This is a genomic window from Pseudomonadota bacterium, from assembly GCA_041395565.1.
GTDB lineage: Bacteria > Pseudomonadota > Gammaproteobacteria > UBA9214 > UBA9214 > UBA9214.
Genome location: JAWLAI010000008.1, coordinates 137,436 through 152,946, shown reverse-complemented (window position 1 = coordinate 152,946; position 15,511 = coordinate 137,436). Strand labels below are relative to the sequence as shown.

Annotated in this window: 11 protein-coding genes; 6 read left to right on the top strand and 5 right to left on the bottom strand. The window is 64.0% G+C overall.

Features of this window, described 5'->3' with window-relative positions; genetic code table 11:
• Positions 1–6 precede the first annotated feature (6 nt).
• A complete protein-coding gene (locus tag R3F42_14125) occupies positions 7–2,865 on the top strand; it encodes an EAL domain-containing protein (GenBank protein MEZ5543155.1) in 2,859 nt (952 codons plus the stop codon).
• A gap of 44 nt (positions 2,866–2,909) precedes the next feature.
• Here the strand turns inward: R3F42_14125 and R3F42_14120 are convergent, their stop codons facing one another.
• Entirely contained in the window at positions 2,910–4,001 is a 1,092-nt protein-coding gene (locus R3F42_14120; GenBank protein ID MEZ5543154.1) for a hypothetical protein, read from the bottom strand.
• Positions 3,994–5,634, bottom strand: a complete 1,641-nt coding sequence (locus R3F42_14115; GenBank protein ID MEZ5543153.1) for an adenylate/guanylate cyclase domain-containing protein — start codon at positions 5,632–5,634, stop codon at positions 3,994–3,996. Before R3F42_14115 ends, R3F42_14120 begins: the two co-directional genes overlap by 8 nt.
• An 86-nt stretch (positions 5,635–5,720) precedes the next feature.
• On the opposite strand from R3F42_14115, the gene R3F42_14110 reads away from it, so the two are divergent.
• Positions 5,721–6,932, top strand: a complete 1,212-nt coding sequence (locus tag R3F42_14110; protein MEZ5543152.1) for a DUF1015 family protein — start codon at positions 5,721–5,723, stop codon at positions 6,930–6,932.
• Between the two features lie 58 nt (positions 6,933–6,990).
• Here the strand turns inward: R3F42_14110 and R3F42_14105 are convergent, their stop codons facing one another.
• Positions 6,991–9,069 carry an EAL domain-containing protein gene (locus tag R3F42_14105; GenBank protein MEZ5543151.1) on the bottom strand — a complete coding sequence of 693 codons (2,079 nt, stop codon included), beginning with the start codon at positions 9,067–9,069 and terminating at the stop codon, positions 6,991–6,993.
• Between the two features lie 283 nt (positions 9,070–9,352).
• Here R3F42_14105 and R3F42_14100 point away from each other — a divergent pair, with 283 nt between their 5' ends.
• Positions 9,353–9,874 (top strand): N-acetyltransferase, encoded by a 522-nt coding sequence (locus tag R3F42_14100; GenBank protein MEZ5543150.1) that lies wholly within the window; start codon positions 9,353–9,355, stop codon positions 9,872–9,874.
• A gap of 93 nt (positions 9,875–9,967) precedes the next feature.
• Here R3F42_14100 and R3F42_14095 read toward each other — a convergent pair whose 3' ends face one another.
• Positions 9,968–11,620, bottom strand: coding sequence for a hypothetical protein (locus R3F42_14095; GenBank protein ID MEZ5543149.1), 1,653 nt, complete (start codon positions 11,618–11,620; stop codon positions 9,968–9,970).
• Between the two features lie 86 nt (positions 11,621–11,706).
• Positions 11,707–12,726 (bottom strand): EF-P beta-lysylation protein EpmB, encoded by a 1,020-nt coding sequence (gene epmB / locus R3F42_14090; GenBank protein ID MEZ5543148.1) that lies wholly within the window; start codon positions 12,724–12,726, stop codon positions 11,707–11,709.
• Between the two features lie 29 nt (positions 12,727–12,755).
• Between epmB and efp the strand changes: the two genes are divergently transcribed.
• From efp to R3F42_14075, 3 genes are read left to right on the top strand one after another with little or no spacing between them, the layout of a single operon-like run.
• Positions 12,756–13,325 (top strand): elongation factor P, encoded by a 570-nt coding sequence (gene efp / locus R3F42_14085; GenBank protein MEZ5543147.1) that lies wholly within the window; start codon positions 12,756–12,758, stop codon positions 13,323–13,325.
• A gap of 27 nt (positions 13,326–13,352) precedes the next feature.
• Positions 13,353–14,342, top strand: coding sequence for an EF-P lysine aminoacylase EpmA (epmA, locus tag R3F42_14080; protein MEZ5543146.1), 990 nt, complete (start codon positions 13,353–13,355; stop codon positions 14,340–14,342).
• 50 nt (positions 14,343–14,392) lie between these two features.
• Positions 14,393–15,508 (top strand): MlaE family lipid ABC transporter permease subunit, encoded by a 1,116-nt coding sequence (locus R3F42_14075; GenBank protein ID MEZ5543145.1) that lies wholly within the window; start codon positions 14,393–14,395, stop codon positions 15,506–15,508.
• Positions 15,509–15,511: the final 3 nt, after the last annotated feature.

The following is a 15,511-nucleotide window of genomic DNA, read 5'->3' as shown; positions in this document are numbered from 1 at the left end:
CGGGTTGTGCGCACTCCCGCCATCGACAACAGCTTCCTGCGCAGCCGTTTCGCGCGGCGCATGTTCCTGCTCTTCGTCCTCTCGGCGCTCGTGCCCGCCGCCCTGGCTGCCATGCTGTCCTACATGCAGACAGCCGTGCAGCTGCGCGAGCAGAGCAGCAGACAGCTGCTGATCACCGGCAAGAGCCTGGGACTCGAGGTGTTCCGGCGCCTGTCGGCCGCGGAGCGCGAACTCGTCGCCGTCGGGCAGGGCATGCTGCGGCAGCAAGCGGATGGCGGGGCCGGCTGGAGCGCAAGCGCAACCGGGTCGGCCTTCACTGCCGTCATCGCCATCCCGGGTAAGGACAGCGCAGTCGGCAGCGCCGGGGCTTTTCCGATGCTGACGGCAGTGCAGCGGCGCCAGCTGGAGGCCGGCCGTTCGGTGCTCGTGCTGCGCGAACGCACGGACGGCACCAGCGACATTATGCTGGTGCGTGCGCAGGTGCCCGGTGCCAGCGGCAGCGGCCTGCTGGCCGGTGTGCTGGATTACGACCGGCTCTGGTCGCTGGAGGATTTGTACACGGAACCCGATGGCCTGCTGGTGCTGTCGGATGACGGCAGTCTCGTGCACGGTACACCCGACAGCTACCGGCACTACCGCTCGGTCAACGGGGAGGGCCCGAGCAACGGGGCATCCGGTTACCAGACCTGGGAATGGGAAGGTGCCCGCTATCTGGCCGGCTACTGGACCTTGTTCACGCCGTCCGGCTTTTCCGGACCCGAGCTGGTGTTTGTCCTGAGCCGCCCCGAAGCGGCGGTACTGGCGCCCATCAGCAGTTTCCGGGCGCTGAACGGCGCGGTACTGCTGCTGTCAATGCTCGTGATCTCACTGGTCGCGGCGCGGACCATCCGCCGCAGGCTCCAACCGCTGGCAACGCTGCATACGGCGACCCGGCGCATAGCGAGGGGCGACTTCGGCGGCCGGGTCGAGATCGACAGCGACGACGAATTCACCGTGCTGGGCGATGCGTTCAACGCCATGACGACCCGGCTGGCCGACCAGTTCACCAGTATCTCGACCATGGTGGAGATCGACAGACTGATCCTCTCGTCCTTCGATGCCCGCTTCATCACGGCCACCGTGCTGGGGCGGGTCAGGGATCTCACGCCGTGTACCGCGGCGGCCCTGCTGGTACTCGACGAGGAAGTCGACGGTCGCGGTGCCGTTGCGTTCACTGCGGCCGCACCGGAGGCCGCCATTGCCGAGGCGGATGTGACCCTGTCGCAGCGCGAACTGGGCCTGCTGGCGGACAATCCGGACTGTCTGCTGCTGCAGCATGGCGGTCACGACCTGGCCTTCGTCGGCAGTCTCGCATGGCCGGATGTCGCCCGCATCCTGGTATTCCCCCTGTTCATCCAGCAGCAGCTGGCAGGCGCGTTCCTGTTCGGATACCGCGCGTTGCCGGAGGAACCGGAAGCGTGCGCGGGTCTGCGCAAGTTCGTCGACCACGTGGCCGTGGCGCTGTCCAACGCAGGTTGGGAGGAACGGCTGTACCATCAGGCGCACTACGACACGCTCACCAATCTTCCCAACCGGGCGTTGCTCAAGGATCGTCTGCAGCAGGCACTGGCGCGGGCGCAGCGCAGCCGCGGCATCGTCGGGGTCCTGTTTCTGGATCTGGACAATTTCAAGCTGGTCAATGATTCGCTCGGCCATGCCGTGGGCGACGCCTACCTGAAAAGCGTGGCCGCCGTGCTGCAGGGCAGTGTCAGAGAAGTCGACACCGTGGTGCGCTTCGGCGGGGACGAATTCCTCGTCATCGTTCCCGACATCGACGGCGTCGTCGACCCCGTCTCCGAACTTGGCCTGATCGCGGCCAAGATACAGCAGGCCGTGCAGCGGGAATTCACGATCGACGGCCACACCCTGCATACCAAGGTCAGTATCGGCATCGCCGCCTATCCCAAGGACGGTGCCGAGGTTGATGAATTGATTCGCAACGCGGATGCCGCGATGTATCTCGCCAAGAACAACGGCCGTTCACGGTACGAGTTTTTTGCCCCGGAGCTGAACGCGGTCGCGTCGCGGCGGCTGCAGGTGGAGCAGGAACTGCGTGCCGCGCTGGCGCGTGGCGAATTCGTCGTGCGCTATCAGCCCAAGGTGGCCGGTGGCAGTAGGGAGCTGGCGGGCGCCGAGGCGTTGATCAGCTGGAATCATCCGCAGCACGGCATGGTCGGCCCGTCCGAGTTCATCGGCCTGGCCGAAGAGACCGGCCTGATCGTTGACATCGGCGCTTGGGTCATCCGCAGCGTCTGTACCCAGCTCGCGGCCTGGCGCGATGCCGGCCTCGAGCCGAAGCCGGTGGCGATCAATGTCTCGGCACGCCAGTTCGGCAGCCCTGATTTCACCGCCAAACTGTTCGCCGCATTAGCGGACAGCAGTATCACCCCGGACCTGATCGAGCTCGAAATCACCGAATCGATGGTCATGAGCGACACGGATGATTCGATCGCGCGGCTTGCCGATCTCAGGTCGCGGGGGGTGCGGCTGTCGCTGGATGATTTCGGCACCGGCTATTCTTCGCTCAGCTACCTGCGCAAGATGCCCATCCATACCCTGAAGATAGACAAATCCTTCGTGGACGAGATCGTTACAGACCAGGACAGCTATGCGATCGTGGCGGCTACCGTATACCTGGCACACACGCTCGGTCTCGAGGTGGTCGCGGAAGGGGTCGAGAGCCCCGAGCAGTTCCGCCTGCTGCAGGGCATGAACTGCGATGTCATTCAGGGATACTACATCAGCCCGGCGCTGGATGCGGAGCTGTTCGCCACACGCTTCCTGGGACAGGGGCGCGATCTGCGTCTTGGCGGTCGGATGCCCTGAGCCGCGGCTTGCCGCGCTGCGGATCGGCGCAGGCCGGGTGCTGCCTACTTTAGCTGCTGGCGCTTCAGCTCCTCCAGATTGGCCAACACCTTGTTGGCGCGGTCGGTGCGCTCGCGCAACTCGATATTGTCCGGGTCCAGCGCCAGCGCTTCGGACCAGGTCTTCAGCGCCGCCTGGATCTTCTCGGCGCGGTACTGGGCATCGCCGGTCAGGATCAGCTGCTTGATCCGCGTGCTGACGGCCTGGTCGAGCGAATTCTGCACTGCGATGACCTCGCTATCCTGGCTGGTTGAGGGCGGGATCCGGGTGAATGCCTCGCGTGCATCGCGCAGCTTGTTGTCGCTTAAGGCCTTCTGCGTGGTGGCGAGCAGTTGCTGCGTGGCATGCTTGTCCTCGCGGTCTGTCTTGCGCTTGATCCGGGCGTTTCTGATGGTGGTGGCCTGGCGAACTGATTCCTGCTGCGATTTCTGCAGGCCCTCGAGTTCGGCTGCCACGGCGGCGGTATCGAGTGTGCCATCCAACTGGCGCGCGAGGGTGAGGCAGGTGTCCGCGATGACCAGTTCCTTGTCCGCCAGCGCGTCACGGGCGTGTACCAGCAGTTGATTGGCGAGTTCGACGCTTTCCTTCTCGAACTGTGCGTGTTCGCGCCGCTGCTCGTTGCTGGGCGTCTGCAGGTTGATCTGCTGCTGGTAGAGTCGCTCGTGATCGAGCAGGTACTCGGCGCGCGCCGTGAGATTGTTGCGCTCATTGATCCGCAGCTGGCGCAGACGTTCGGTCTCGAGTGCCGTACGCAGCCCGCGCAGCTCGGTATTGTGGGGAATCCTGCGCAATGCGCCGGTGAGCAGGTCGACAGCCTTCAGCAGCTCGTCGCCGTCCGCCAGGTCGCGGGCCTGAGTCAGCATGTCGTCCGCGTAGGCGGATTCGCGGGTGGCGATCCTGTCCTGCAACTCCCTGGTATCGAGTTCCGGATGATCCGTTGTCAGGTTGCGCACCCTGGCGAACTCGTTCTGCTCGAGCAGTGCCTCCATGTCGGTCGGCGAGTCCGGCATCATGCGAATGTTCTGTACCTGCGGGCAGCCGCCCAGCAGGGGCAGCACCAGGAATGCTGCACTCAGGCGCAGGATGGGTTTAAGCATGGATGGCCTCGTCTGCCTCGCTGGCGATGATGGTGTCGAATTGCCGGTCGAGTATTTCCTGGTTGTCGACGGTAAGCCCCTCGACACGATAGGTGCTGACCGGGTGTCTGATCCCGCGCAGGTGGATTGACTGGTACTCGCTGGCCAGCACCCGGCGCCGAATGTCCGTGCGCTGGTACATGTCGCGCGAAATGACGATCTCGTTGGCGTTGGTTATGCCGCACAGGCGCGACGCGAGATTCACCGTGTCGCCCACCACGGTATACTCCATGCGGTTCCTGGAACCCATGTTGCCGGCCAGCATGTTGCCGGTATTGATGCCGATCCGGAACTGCACGGGGAACAGGTTTCGCTCCTGGCGCAGACGGTTCTCGTGCTCTACCAGGCGCTGGATCAGCAGCGCGCAGGTGACAGCGTGGAAGGCGTGGTCCCGGTCCGGTTCTGGTGCGCCGAATACCAGCATGACACCGTCGCCCATGTACTTGTCCACGATGCCCTGGTTGATCTCGCAGGCACGGGTGACCAGCGTGAAGTAGCGATTCAGAATGCTGACCAGGTCCTCGGGTCGTATCGACTCCGAGATCTGCGTGAATCCCTTGATATCGGCGAACACGACCGTACCTTCCACGCGTTTGCCGCTGAGCCCGATGTCGTCCAGGTTGGACAGGATCTCGCGTGCCACGCTCGGGGAAACGTAGCGCGACAGGGCGTTCTTGACCTGCGATTTTTCCAGCATGCCCTGCGCCATTTCGTTGAAGGCTTCCATCAGCAGCCCGATCTCGTCCTTGCGGCAGTCCTTGAAGCGGAAAGTGTACTCACCGTTGCCGATGGCATGACTGGCATGCACGAGCTGGTCTATCGGCTGGGTGATGCGGCGGCCGAGAGCGAACGACATCGCGATGCCCAGTGCGATAATGAGAACCGTTGCTCCGACGATGGTCTGGATCGCCTGCCGGAGCGATGTGGTCATGCCAGCCTGACTGAAGGTGACCATGGCGTAACCGGCGGTCACATCCTGGAACGAGATCGGCTGGATGAATGACATGACCGTCTCGACCTGTGCTCCGCTCAGCCGTGTCCAGTGCCAGATGTGGGCCCCGGACCTGCTGCGGATGATGCGGCTGACATCCTTGATGGTGAGCGGATTGCGCTCCTCGAACATGGCGCCGGCCTGCGTGACCAGCTCGCCCTCGATGGTCGCAATCGCGGTGCCGAGCACACTGCTGCTGTTCGAAAAGCTGCTGGCGATGGAATCGAGTGCCAGCTTGTCCTCTGCCAGCAGCGGTTCGCGCGCGGACTTGGCCATCAGGCGCGCCAGCGTGTCGCCCTGTTCGCTGATCTGCGCCTCCAGCTGGCGTGACTGCTGTTGTACCAGGATGGTGCCGAGCAGCAACATGCAACTGACGATAGCCACGGTTATCAGAAAGGAAAACTTGAAGGCCAGCGGCATACGCTGGATCCTTTCGTGCGCCCCGCGCAGCCGCCGTAATACGGCGGCATGCAGGCGCTGCAGGCGGGCTGTCACCTTGCGGTACAGCAGCACAGGCAGATATCTGCCGCCGCGGTCCGCGGCAATGCCGGTCGAGTTTTCCGTAGTGATATTGTCCGGCTGTTCCGGGCGCTGGGTATCCATCAGTGCTCCGACCTGGCTGCGACAATCGCGGCGGCATCGCTGACCGTGTACAATGCGGCCATATTCATGATGACGACGGTATTTCCATGACCCTGATCAGACCTTTTGCCGCACTGCGACCGGTGTCCGGACACGCGGCAGACGTCGTGGCGCCTCCCTATGATGTGCTCAGCTCGGTCGAAGCGCGGGAACGTGCCCGGGGCCGCCCGCTGAGTTTTCTGCACATCTCGAAGGCCGAAATCGACCTGCCTGTCGGGACCGACCCTTATTCCGAGGCGGTCTACGCCAGGGCCGCGCAGAATTTGCAACGGCTGCTCGCCGACGGGGTGCTGATCCGGGACCCGGCACCCTGCTATTACGTCTACCGACTGGTGATGGGCGCACACAGCCAAACCGGCCTGGTGGCGGCAGCAGCGGTGGCGGCCTATGACAGCAACCGGATTCGCAAGCATGAGTTCACCCGCCCGGACAAGGAGGATGACCGGGTGCGCCAGATCGAGGCACTGGGGGCCCAGACCGGACCGGTACTGCTGGCCTATCGTTCCGAAGCGACGGTCGATGCCATGCTCGATGAAGTCACCCTGACCGCGCCGGCAGTCGATCTGGTTGCCGCGGACGGGATCGGACATACGCTCTGGGTGGTGCAGGATACGGCACTCATCGAACGCATCACGCAGGCGTTTGATGCCATGCGCGCCCTGTATATCGCAGACGGTCACCATCGCTCGGCCGCGGCCTCGCGTGTCGCGGCGCACCGCGGCGATGCCGACGGCGTTTTCCTCACCGTCATCTTCCCGCACAGCCAGATGCAGATTCTCGATTACAACCGGGTGGTGCGCGACCTGGCTGGCATGAGTGCCGAGCAGTTTCTCGCCCGCGTCAGCGCCGGTTGTCGTGTTGTGCCGGCGGGTAGTGCGGTACATCCGCAACGGCCCGGAGAATGCGGCATGTATCTGGCGGGACAGTGGTACCAACTGGATCTCGCGGCCGGCACCTTGCCGGACGATCCGGTCGAGCGGCTCGATGTCAGCCTGCTGGCCGACCGGGTGCTCGCGCCGGTGCTGGGTATCACGGATCCGCGCCGCGACAAGCGCATCGATTTCGTCGGTGGCATCCGTGGGTTGGGCGAGCTCGAGCGCCGCGTCGACAGCGGGGAAATGGCGGTCGCCTTCGCCCTCCACCCGACCCGCATGGAAGACCTGATGGCGGTCGCCGACGCGGGCGAAGTGATGCCGCCCAAGTCCACCTGGTTCGAGCCCAAGCTCGCGGACGGCCTGGTATCCCTGATGCTCGATTGAGCTGCAGCGGATGTGAAGCAGGTGCGCGCTGAGTGGCATGGTCATGTTGCGGCGGCGCTCAGGCGAGTTCGCTCTCGAATACATAGCCGAGTTCCCGGGACGGCTCCTGGATGAAATTGCCCTGGATGAAATGCATGCCGATTTGCCAGAGCCGGGCCAGACAGCCGGAGTCCTCGACATTCTCGGCAATGCATGACCTGCCGTTCTTCTTCGCATGCTCCATAATCGCCCTGACGGTGTCCTGAGCCTGCTTGTCGCCGGCAAGCTTCGCGATCAGGCTGCTGTCGATCTTGATGATGTCTACCGGCATGTGATTCAGTACCTGCAGTTTCCCCGTGCGGCCAACGTGCTCCAGCGCGACCTTGCAGCCCATGCCCTGAAGCGCCTCGGTACAGGTCATGGCGCCTCTGAGGTCGGCCGTAGCGGCCTGTTCTGCGATCTCGAACACCATACTGCTGACATCGAGCTCATGCTCACGTAGCCGGTCCCGTATCCAGGCCGGCATGTCGCCCGCGGCGAGCGTGGCGGCAGTCAGCTTGATGTAGAAGGTGGCGGCGCTGCTGCGCTTGCGCAGTTGCGCCAGATCGCTGCATGCCCGGTTGATGATCCAGCGGTCGATTTCGCTGCCATGCCCGGCCTTTTCCGCGATCGAGAGGAATTGCCCCGGCAGTATGGTCTGTCCTTTCTCGTCCAGTATCCTGAGCAGGACTTCGTAGCGCGGCTTCGTATCACCCTTGAGGCTGACGATAGGCTGGTAGACCAGGTAGAAGCGTTCGTTGGCAATGGTGTCGCTGACGATCTCGTCCCACTTGTCCTGCGCGTCATGATCCAGTCCGCTGCTAACCACGCTACTGTGGATGTGCAACTGGTTACCGCCCGAGGTGCGTGCAACCTCGCAGGCCATGTCCGCATATGAGATCAGCTTCTGTATGTCCTTCGTGTGCGGGCCGATGGCGCAGATGCCGAGGCTGGCGGTGATCGCGAAACTGCGGCCTCCGGCCTCCGGCAGATGGGCCGCAATATCCTTCAGCAAGCCGGTGCACGATCCTTCGATGGCGTCCTGGTCGGTATCCTGCTTGAGGATGGCGAAGCTGTAGTCGCCGAAGCGGGCCAGGGTATCCTCCTGGCCGCAGTGCCGCGCAATCAGGTCGGCCATGTCGCACAGCACCTGATCGCTGGTGGCGACGCCGGCCTCGTCGCGGATCACCTTGAAATTATCCAGGGTGAGATACACGAGTGCGCGCTGGCGGTTTTTCGGGAAGTGGGCGAGCCGCTGTTCGAGCATTTTCATGAAGTGCTGGCGGTTGACCAGGCCGGTCAGCATGTCCTGCTGCGACAGGGTCTTGATACGCTCTTCCAGCTCCGTATTCGTGGAATGCACACGCACCAGGATCTGCGTACAGGGCTCGCCCGCCATGCTCGCGGGGGAGCATTCCATGGTGCAGCTGAACCGGCCCTCGTGCGGGCTCACGCATTCGATATCCAGCGACGTGGTCTGGTCATCGCCTTCGATGACGTGCTTGAGCAGGTCACGGAAGCGGTCGTGTTCCGCGCTGCTGATCATGTCCAGGACCGGCAGCCCCTCGATTTCCTCAGCGGTTTCGATCGCGAACAGTTTCAGATACGGCGGATTTGCGTAGACATGCATGCCATCGTGAATGTACGCGATGGCATCGCTCGAATTCTCGATCAGTGCCTGGCAGCGGGACTCGCAGTCACGGAGCTTTTTCTCGAGCCTGATCGTGGCCTGCCGTATGCGGGCGTGTTCCGCAAGCCTGGCGAATGCCAGGCGCAGGTGCTCGGGATGGTCGTAGGAAACCAGCTCTGAGATGCCGTCCTTCCGAGCGCTGACGACGCTGTCCTCGTCGGCGCTGGCGGCGATGGCGATGACGGCGGGAGGGGTGTCATAGCGCGCGAGCAGGGTGCCGAGCTGGCGCGGATCCGGCAGGCCCGCGCCGCTGCCGCAGACGAGTATGTCGGGTAGTTGCTGTTCGAGGGCATGGTCCAGCGCCGCGGCGTCGGTGACATGCGTGCAGGCCAGGGCGTGGCCGGCATTCCTGAGTTCATTGGCCAGTGACTCGGCGTCTGATCCGCTTTCCTCGACGATGAGCAGGCGTAATGTTTCTCCAGCGGTCACTGCAGGCCTCTTTTCCGGACAATCCCAGGACAGCCAGCAGAGATTGAGCAGACCACATGCTAACCACTGGCCCCGACTGGAATTGTGTCGGCATAGCGGCTGCGGTCTTGAATGACACCTAATATATGCCGGCACTGCTGCCGGCCCCGACGCCCAGGCAAATCCGCGCCGGGTGTTTCCAGCCACGCTGATTCCTGATAGCATGCAAGTAACTGATAATCAGAATGTTTGCAGGTGCGGCGACCGGAAGGCCGGTGCCGCCCTGGCGATCCGGAGAGCCGCTATGCACCCTGTTACGGTAAGAACTGAAACCGCGGAGGATGTCCGCGCCATCGATGTGGTCCACATCAGTGCCTTCGGCGGCGAGGCGGAGGCGCAGCTGGTCAGTGCGCTGCGCGCTGCCGGCACCTACAACCGCGAGTTGTCGCTGGTCGCCGAGCTGGGCGGCCGCATCGTCGGACATGTGTTGCTGACGCGCGTGACGTTGCGTCGGGCCGGTACGGAGATGCAGGTGCTGGCCCTGGGTCCGATGTCGGTCGTGCCCTCGCAAAGCCATCGCGGTATCGGGTCGGAACTGATCCAGGCCAGTATCAAGCTGGCGCGCGAGAAGGGATATGGCAGTATCATCGTCCTCGGTCATCCCGAGTTCTACAGGCGTTTCGGTTTTATACCGGCCAGGGAGCGTCAGGTGACCTGCAATCTGCCGGCGCCGGAAGAGGCGCTGACAGTCTACGAAGTCGAATCCGGCAACCTGGCCGGTGGCGGCCACGTGGAGTACCCGGAGCCGTTCATCGCGCTGTACTGATAGAAACCCTGTACCGTCTTCGCCGCGCTGCAGATGCAGCGGCAGCGCCGCTGACGCAGCTGCCCGGTTTGAGGTCGGTTCGGGCCGGCGGGATCAGCTGCCGGCAGGCGTAAACTGGAACTGTGCGAAGCAGCCCGTGTTTTCGGTCTGGCGGGTGAGCACGATATTCTGCCTGTGCCCGTTCCGTTCCAGGATTGCAGCGCACCCGGCGCGGAACGGCAGTGACGGCAACAGCAGGGATGGCTCCTGTCCCAGTACCCTGATCTCGGGCAGCAGGATACCCTGCATGCGCTTGTCCGCGCGCGGATCGAGCCGGAATTCGTCATTGCAGGCATAAGCCCACACGGCCTCCCCGGACGGCGCCAGTAACTGCACTCCCAGTTCCAGCCCGCGTTCACTGGTGAACTTCATCCAGCGATTCACGCCGAGCTGCCAGCTGCCAGCGCTGGACTCGTCCTGCTGCACGATCGCCACCAGTTCACCGACGCGCGCGTTCGAGGCGACCGCATTGTCCCAGAGCAGGCAGTAACCGCCGGCACTGGTGTCGGCCATATGCCAGAGCTCGATACGTGGACCCGGTTCCGGGTCTGTCGAATAGGCGCCGCGCAGCAGCCGGTCAGCGCGCTCCGGCGGGATGGTGAGGTTGGTGCGGCTGTCGAAGGTGGGGTCAGGAAGATAATGGTGGTCCATGATCGCGTCGTCGTCCTCATGCGCTCCGGCGCCGGGGTCGGCGATCAGTCCGTGTATTGCATTGACGCCGCTTACCAGCTTGATCGACGCATGCCCCCGGTAACGCGGATACCGGCGTTTAGGCATTGCGCCCCAGGCGAGCATGAGCTGCTGCAGGGTGTCGGTGCTGCCGATGCCGGTGTGGTTCGCGCCCGGCACGTTATCGGATGACAGCACCGCGCGGAGCTGCCTGGTGGCTGCCGAGGTGTCCAGGATGCGTACATGCTTGTCCGCGCGTCGCACGGCGGACGGCGATCGGTAGGTGGGTGGGCTGTCGGATTGCTGGTCCAGCATGAACAGGCCGCCGGCGCGCTCAGCGCTGGCCGGTACCAGGCGGCAGAAGCGGGCCCAGTCGAGCAGCGCATTGTAAACGTAGTGGATCTCCTTCTGGGGCATGCGATACGGGCAGGCAAGCGACAGCAGCAGGATCTGCTTGTATATCGTGGCGATGGTGCTTGTTTCTTCCGTGGCCGCGGTCGGATCGCTGACCGGGAGCAGCGTGATGCCGCATTCCTCGGCCAGCGCGTACAGCGCGTGGATGCTTTTCCACAAATTGTCCGGATACTGGATGTAAATCTGGTAATGGATGAGCAGCAGTTCGCTCAGATAGCGCAGCGACCGGTGTAGCGCGGTCGCGAGCTGGGTGTCTTGATACGGTTTCCTCCCGAGGTCGTCCGCCAGAATGCGGTAACCCGTGGCCATGCTGTTGCAGATTTCCAGCGCCTCGACCGCTGCATTCATCTCGCCTTCCTGCAACGGCAGCGCCTTGCCGAGGAACTGCTTCCTGAGCGCATCGGTGACGCACAGTACCGATGTCGCCATCAGTTCCAGCGCCGCGTAGCGGTGTTCTGTCGGGATGTGCAGCGAGTTGACTTCGTTCAGCGCCTTGCCCAGCAGCTGGCGGGTGAGTTCGGTATTGAGCAGCGGCAGGTCATCGACCCAGCGCTTGACGGCTTCGGGAATGGTATTGAAGTTGTTGTGGGCCGGCTTCTTGCGTTCCGGGAGCTGGAGTTCCATGACCAATGCTGCCTGTGCTGCGTTACGTCACTGTGTGCGCTTGCGTGTCTGTCAGCGCGCAAGTATATGTAACGCGGCGGTTGCTGTCAGGTTCTGCAGACGGGCATCTTCCCCGGTTTTCCCGGAACTTCCTCGACGAGCCGCGGCACCAGATAACCGGGCAGTGCCGCATGCACGGCGTTGTACAGTGCGCAGGCACGTTCCGCAGCCACCTCGAAGTGTGCCGCTCCCTGCACGCGGTCGAGCCGGTGCAGGTAATACGGCAGCACACCCGCGGCGAACAGGCTTTCGCTCAGTTGCACGAGAGTGGCGGCGTCATCGTTCACGCCGCGCAGCAGCACCGACTGGTTCAGCAGCGTGACACCGGCGCGGGCGAGCTGTTGCAGGGCCGCGCGGACCGGGGCATCGATTTCGTTGGGGTGATTGCAATGTACCACCATGACCACCCTGAAGCGCAGCCGGCCGAGCCATGCCAGCAGGCCGGCATCGATACGTTCCGGCAGCACGATCGGCAGCCTGCTGTGGAGCCTCAGGGTGCGCAGGTGCGCAAGCGCGGACAGGCGCTCGGTGAGCTGCTGCAGCCGCTCATCAGGCAGGCTGAGCGGGTCGCCGCCGCTGAGTATGATTTCGTGGATGTCGGGGTGAGCTGCCAGGTAAGCGAGGGCCTGCTCCCAGTGTACGCCGGCCGGGTTCGCGTCCGCGTAGGGGAAATGGCGGCGGAAACAGTAACGGCAATGGATCGCACAGGCGCCGGTCAGCGTGAGCAGGGCGCGTCCGTGGTACTTGTGCAGCAGGCCGGGGCAGGGCATGGCGGCGGCTTCCTGCAGCGGATCGGGCAGGTAGCCTTCGATCGGCCGGGTTTCCTCGTCGACGGGCAGTACCTGGCGCAGCAGGGGGTCGTTGATGTCGCCCCGGGCCATGCGCGCGACGAAGCCGCGCGGGACCCGCAATGGAAATCCGCCGACCAGGGGGCGGACCGGGTGGCTGGCCGGATCGATATCGAGCAGGCGCAGGAGTTCGTCGACTGACCTGACCGACCGTGCCAGCAGGGCCTGCCACTCCGGCCGGTGTTCCGGGCCAGGTATTCCGGGTATCATAGCCGTCATTTTCCACTCATCTCTGTCCGAGAGTATACATGGCAACCTACAGTACCAATGAATTCAGGGGCGGCCTGAAGATCATGCTCGACGGCGACCCGTGCGCCATCATTGAAAACGAGTTCGTCAAGCCCGGCAAGGGGCAGGCTTTCAACCGCGTCAGGATCCGCAACCTCAAGACCGGCCGTGTCATCGAGCGGACCTTCAAGTCCGGTGAAACGGTCGAGGCGGCCGATGTCATGGACGTCGACCTGCAGTATCTCTACAACGACGGCGAGTTCTGGCACTTCATGGACCCGAATTCCTTCGAGCAGCAGGCAGCCGATGCCGCCGCGGTCGGCGATGCCACGCTCTGGCTCAAGGAGCAGGACATGTGCCAGGTCACACTCTGGAACGGCGTGCCGCTGGCGGTGACGCCACCCAATTTCGTCTACCTGACCGTAACCGAAACCGATCCGGGCGTTCGCGGCGACACGTCCGGCGGCGGCGGTAAACCGGCAACGCTGGAAACCGGCGCGGTGGTGCGCGTGCCGCTCTTCATCGAGATCGGCGAAACCCTGAAGATTGATACGCGCACCGGCGAGTATGTCGCCCGCGCCAAGGACTAGAACCGCACAGCTACTCCGTTCCGGACCGTGCAAGCGCAACAGGACTGGCAACCGACCGCGACGCTGGAGACCCTGAAACTCAGGGCCATGGTGCTCGCGCGCGTGCGCGCCTATTTCGCGCGCGCGGAGGTGCTGGAGGTCGAGACACCCATGCTCTCCGCGGCAGCCGCCACGTCACCGCACCTGGCGAGTTTTGCCACGCGCTACTTCGGTCCTGGCAAGCGCAGCGGGTCCACCCTGTACCTGCAGACTTCACCGGAGTACGCGATGAAGCGGCTGCTGGCGGCCGGCAGCGGCTCGATCTTCCAGCTTTGCAAGGTGTTTCGCGACGGTGAGTACGGGCCGCGGCACAACCCCGAATTCACCATGCTGGAGTGGTATCGCGTCCAGTACAACCATCTCGATCTGATGCAGGATGTCGAGCGTCTCGTGATCGAGGTGCTCGAAGGGATCTTCCCGATCAGAGGGGTCTATCACTGGCGTTACCGCGATCTATTCCGGGAATATGTCCAGCTCGATCCGTTCAATACCACGCCGGAGGCGCTGCAGGCCGTGCTTGCGTCCCGGGCCGGCATCGAGACGGTCGGTATGCAGGGGGCGGACCTGGATACCTGGCTGGAACTGGTCATGACCCATATCATCGAACCGCGGCTCGGTGCGGAACTGATCTTCATCCGGGATTATCCGGTAAGCCAGGCGGCGCTCGCGCGGCTGCGTCCCGGCAATCCTCCCGTTGCTTCGCGCTTCGAGGTGTATCTCAACGGCGTGGAGCTGGCCAACGGCTTCCACGAACTGGCGGACGTGCACGAGCAACGCATGCGCTTCGATCAGGAAAACCGGATGCGCGAGTACCACGGCCTGCCGGCGATGCCAGTCGATGAACACCTGCAGGCCGCGCTGGCGGCGGGGCTGCCCGAGTGCGCCGGTGTGGCGCTGGGTATCGACCGCCTGCTGATGCTCGCCACCAATGCAGCCGATGTCGCGGATGTCATGAGCTTTGGTTTCGAATCCGCGTGAGCTGACGGGCGGGGCTTGTATCAGGCCGCCATATCCCCGAGACTTGCCGCATGACTGATCCGGATGCCGGTCCAGCAACCGTCAGCACCGCCGCGGACGCACTGGTCTGCAGCGGCCGCTGGACCATCGGCAATATTGCCACGCTGCGCGCCGGGATGGAGGCGATCGCGCTGCCACCAGACCGCGAGGTGATCATCGACGGTGCCGCGGTCACCGCGCTCGACTCCGCCGGCGCCTGGCTGTTGCTGCAATTGGGCAGGCGCGTCGAGGCGGCCGGCGGCGAGATGCGCCTGCGGTCCTTCCGGCCGGCCTGGGAGCGGCTCGTCGAATTCATCGCCGCCGAGGCGACGGATGCGGAGCGCACGCTGGCACCGCGCCCGGCCACACCGCTCGCAGATCACATCGCCCGCATCGGCGACGACCTGGTCGGTTTCCTCGCCTTCATCGGATCGTCCATCCTCGCCCTGCTCGGGGCGCTGCGCCATCCGGGACGGGTGCGCTGGCAGGAACTCTTCGACGACATGTGGCTGACCGGTGTCAATGCGCTGCCTATCGTTGGCCTGCTGTCTTTCCTGATGGGCGTGGTGATCGCCTATCAGGGCGCGGTGCAGCTCAAGCTCTACGGCGCCAACATCTACATCGCCGATCTGGTCGGTTACTCCATGCTGCGCGAACTGGCGCCGCTGCTGACCGCCATCCTGGTATGCGGCCGGACGGGCTCCGCCTACGCGGCGAAGATCGGCACCATGCAGGTGCGCGAGGAGATCGCGGCGCTGCAAACCATCGGTATCCCGCCGGTCGACCTGCTGGTCCTGCCCAAGCTGCTCTCGCTGTTCGTGGTGATGCCGCTGCTCACCATCTTTGCGGATGTGCTGGCGGTGTTCGGCGGCATGTTCATGGCCAACGCCCAGCTGGGTATCGGCTACCACGCCTTCATCGACCGGCTCGAGGAAGCCATAAGTTATTCGACATTCATGATCGGCGTCGGCAAGGCGCCGGTATTCGCGGCCATCATCGCCATCGTCGGCTGTTACCAGGGCTTCCGGGTCGAGGGCAGCGCCGAGAGCGTCGGTCGTCATACCACGGTCAGCGTCGTACAATCGATCTTCCTGGTGATCATCGTCGATGCCATGTTCTCCATCCTCTTCAGCCTGATGGGCGTGTGAGCG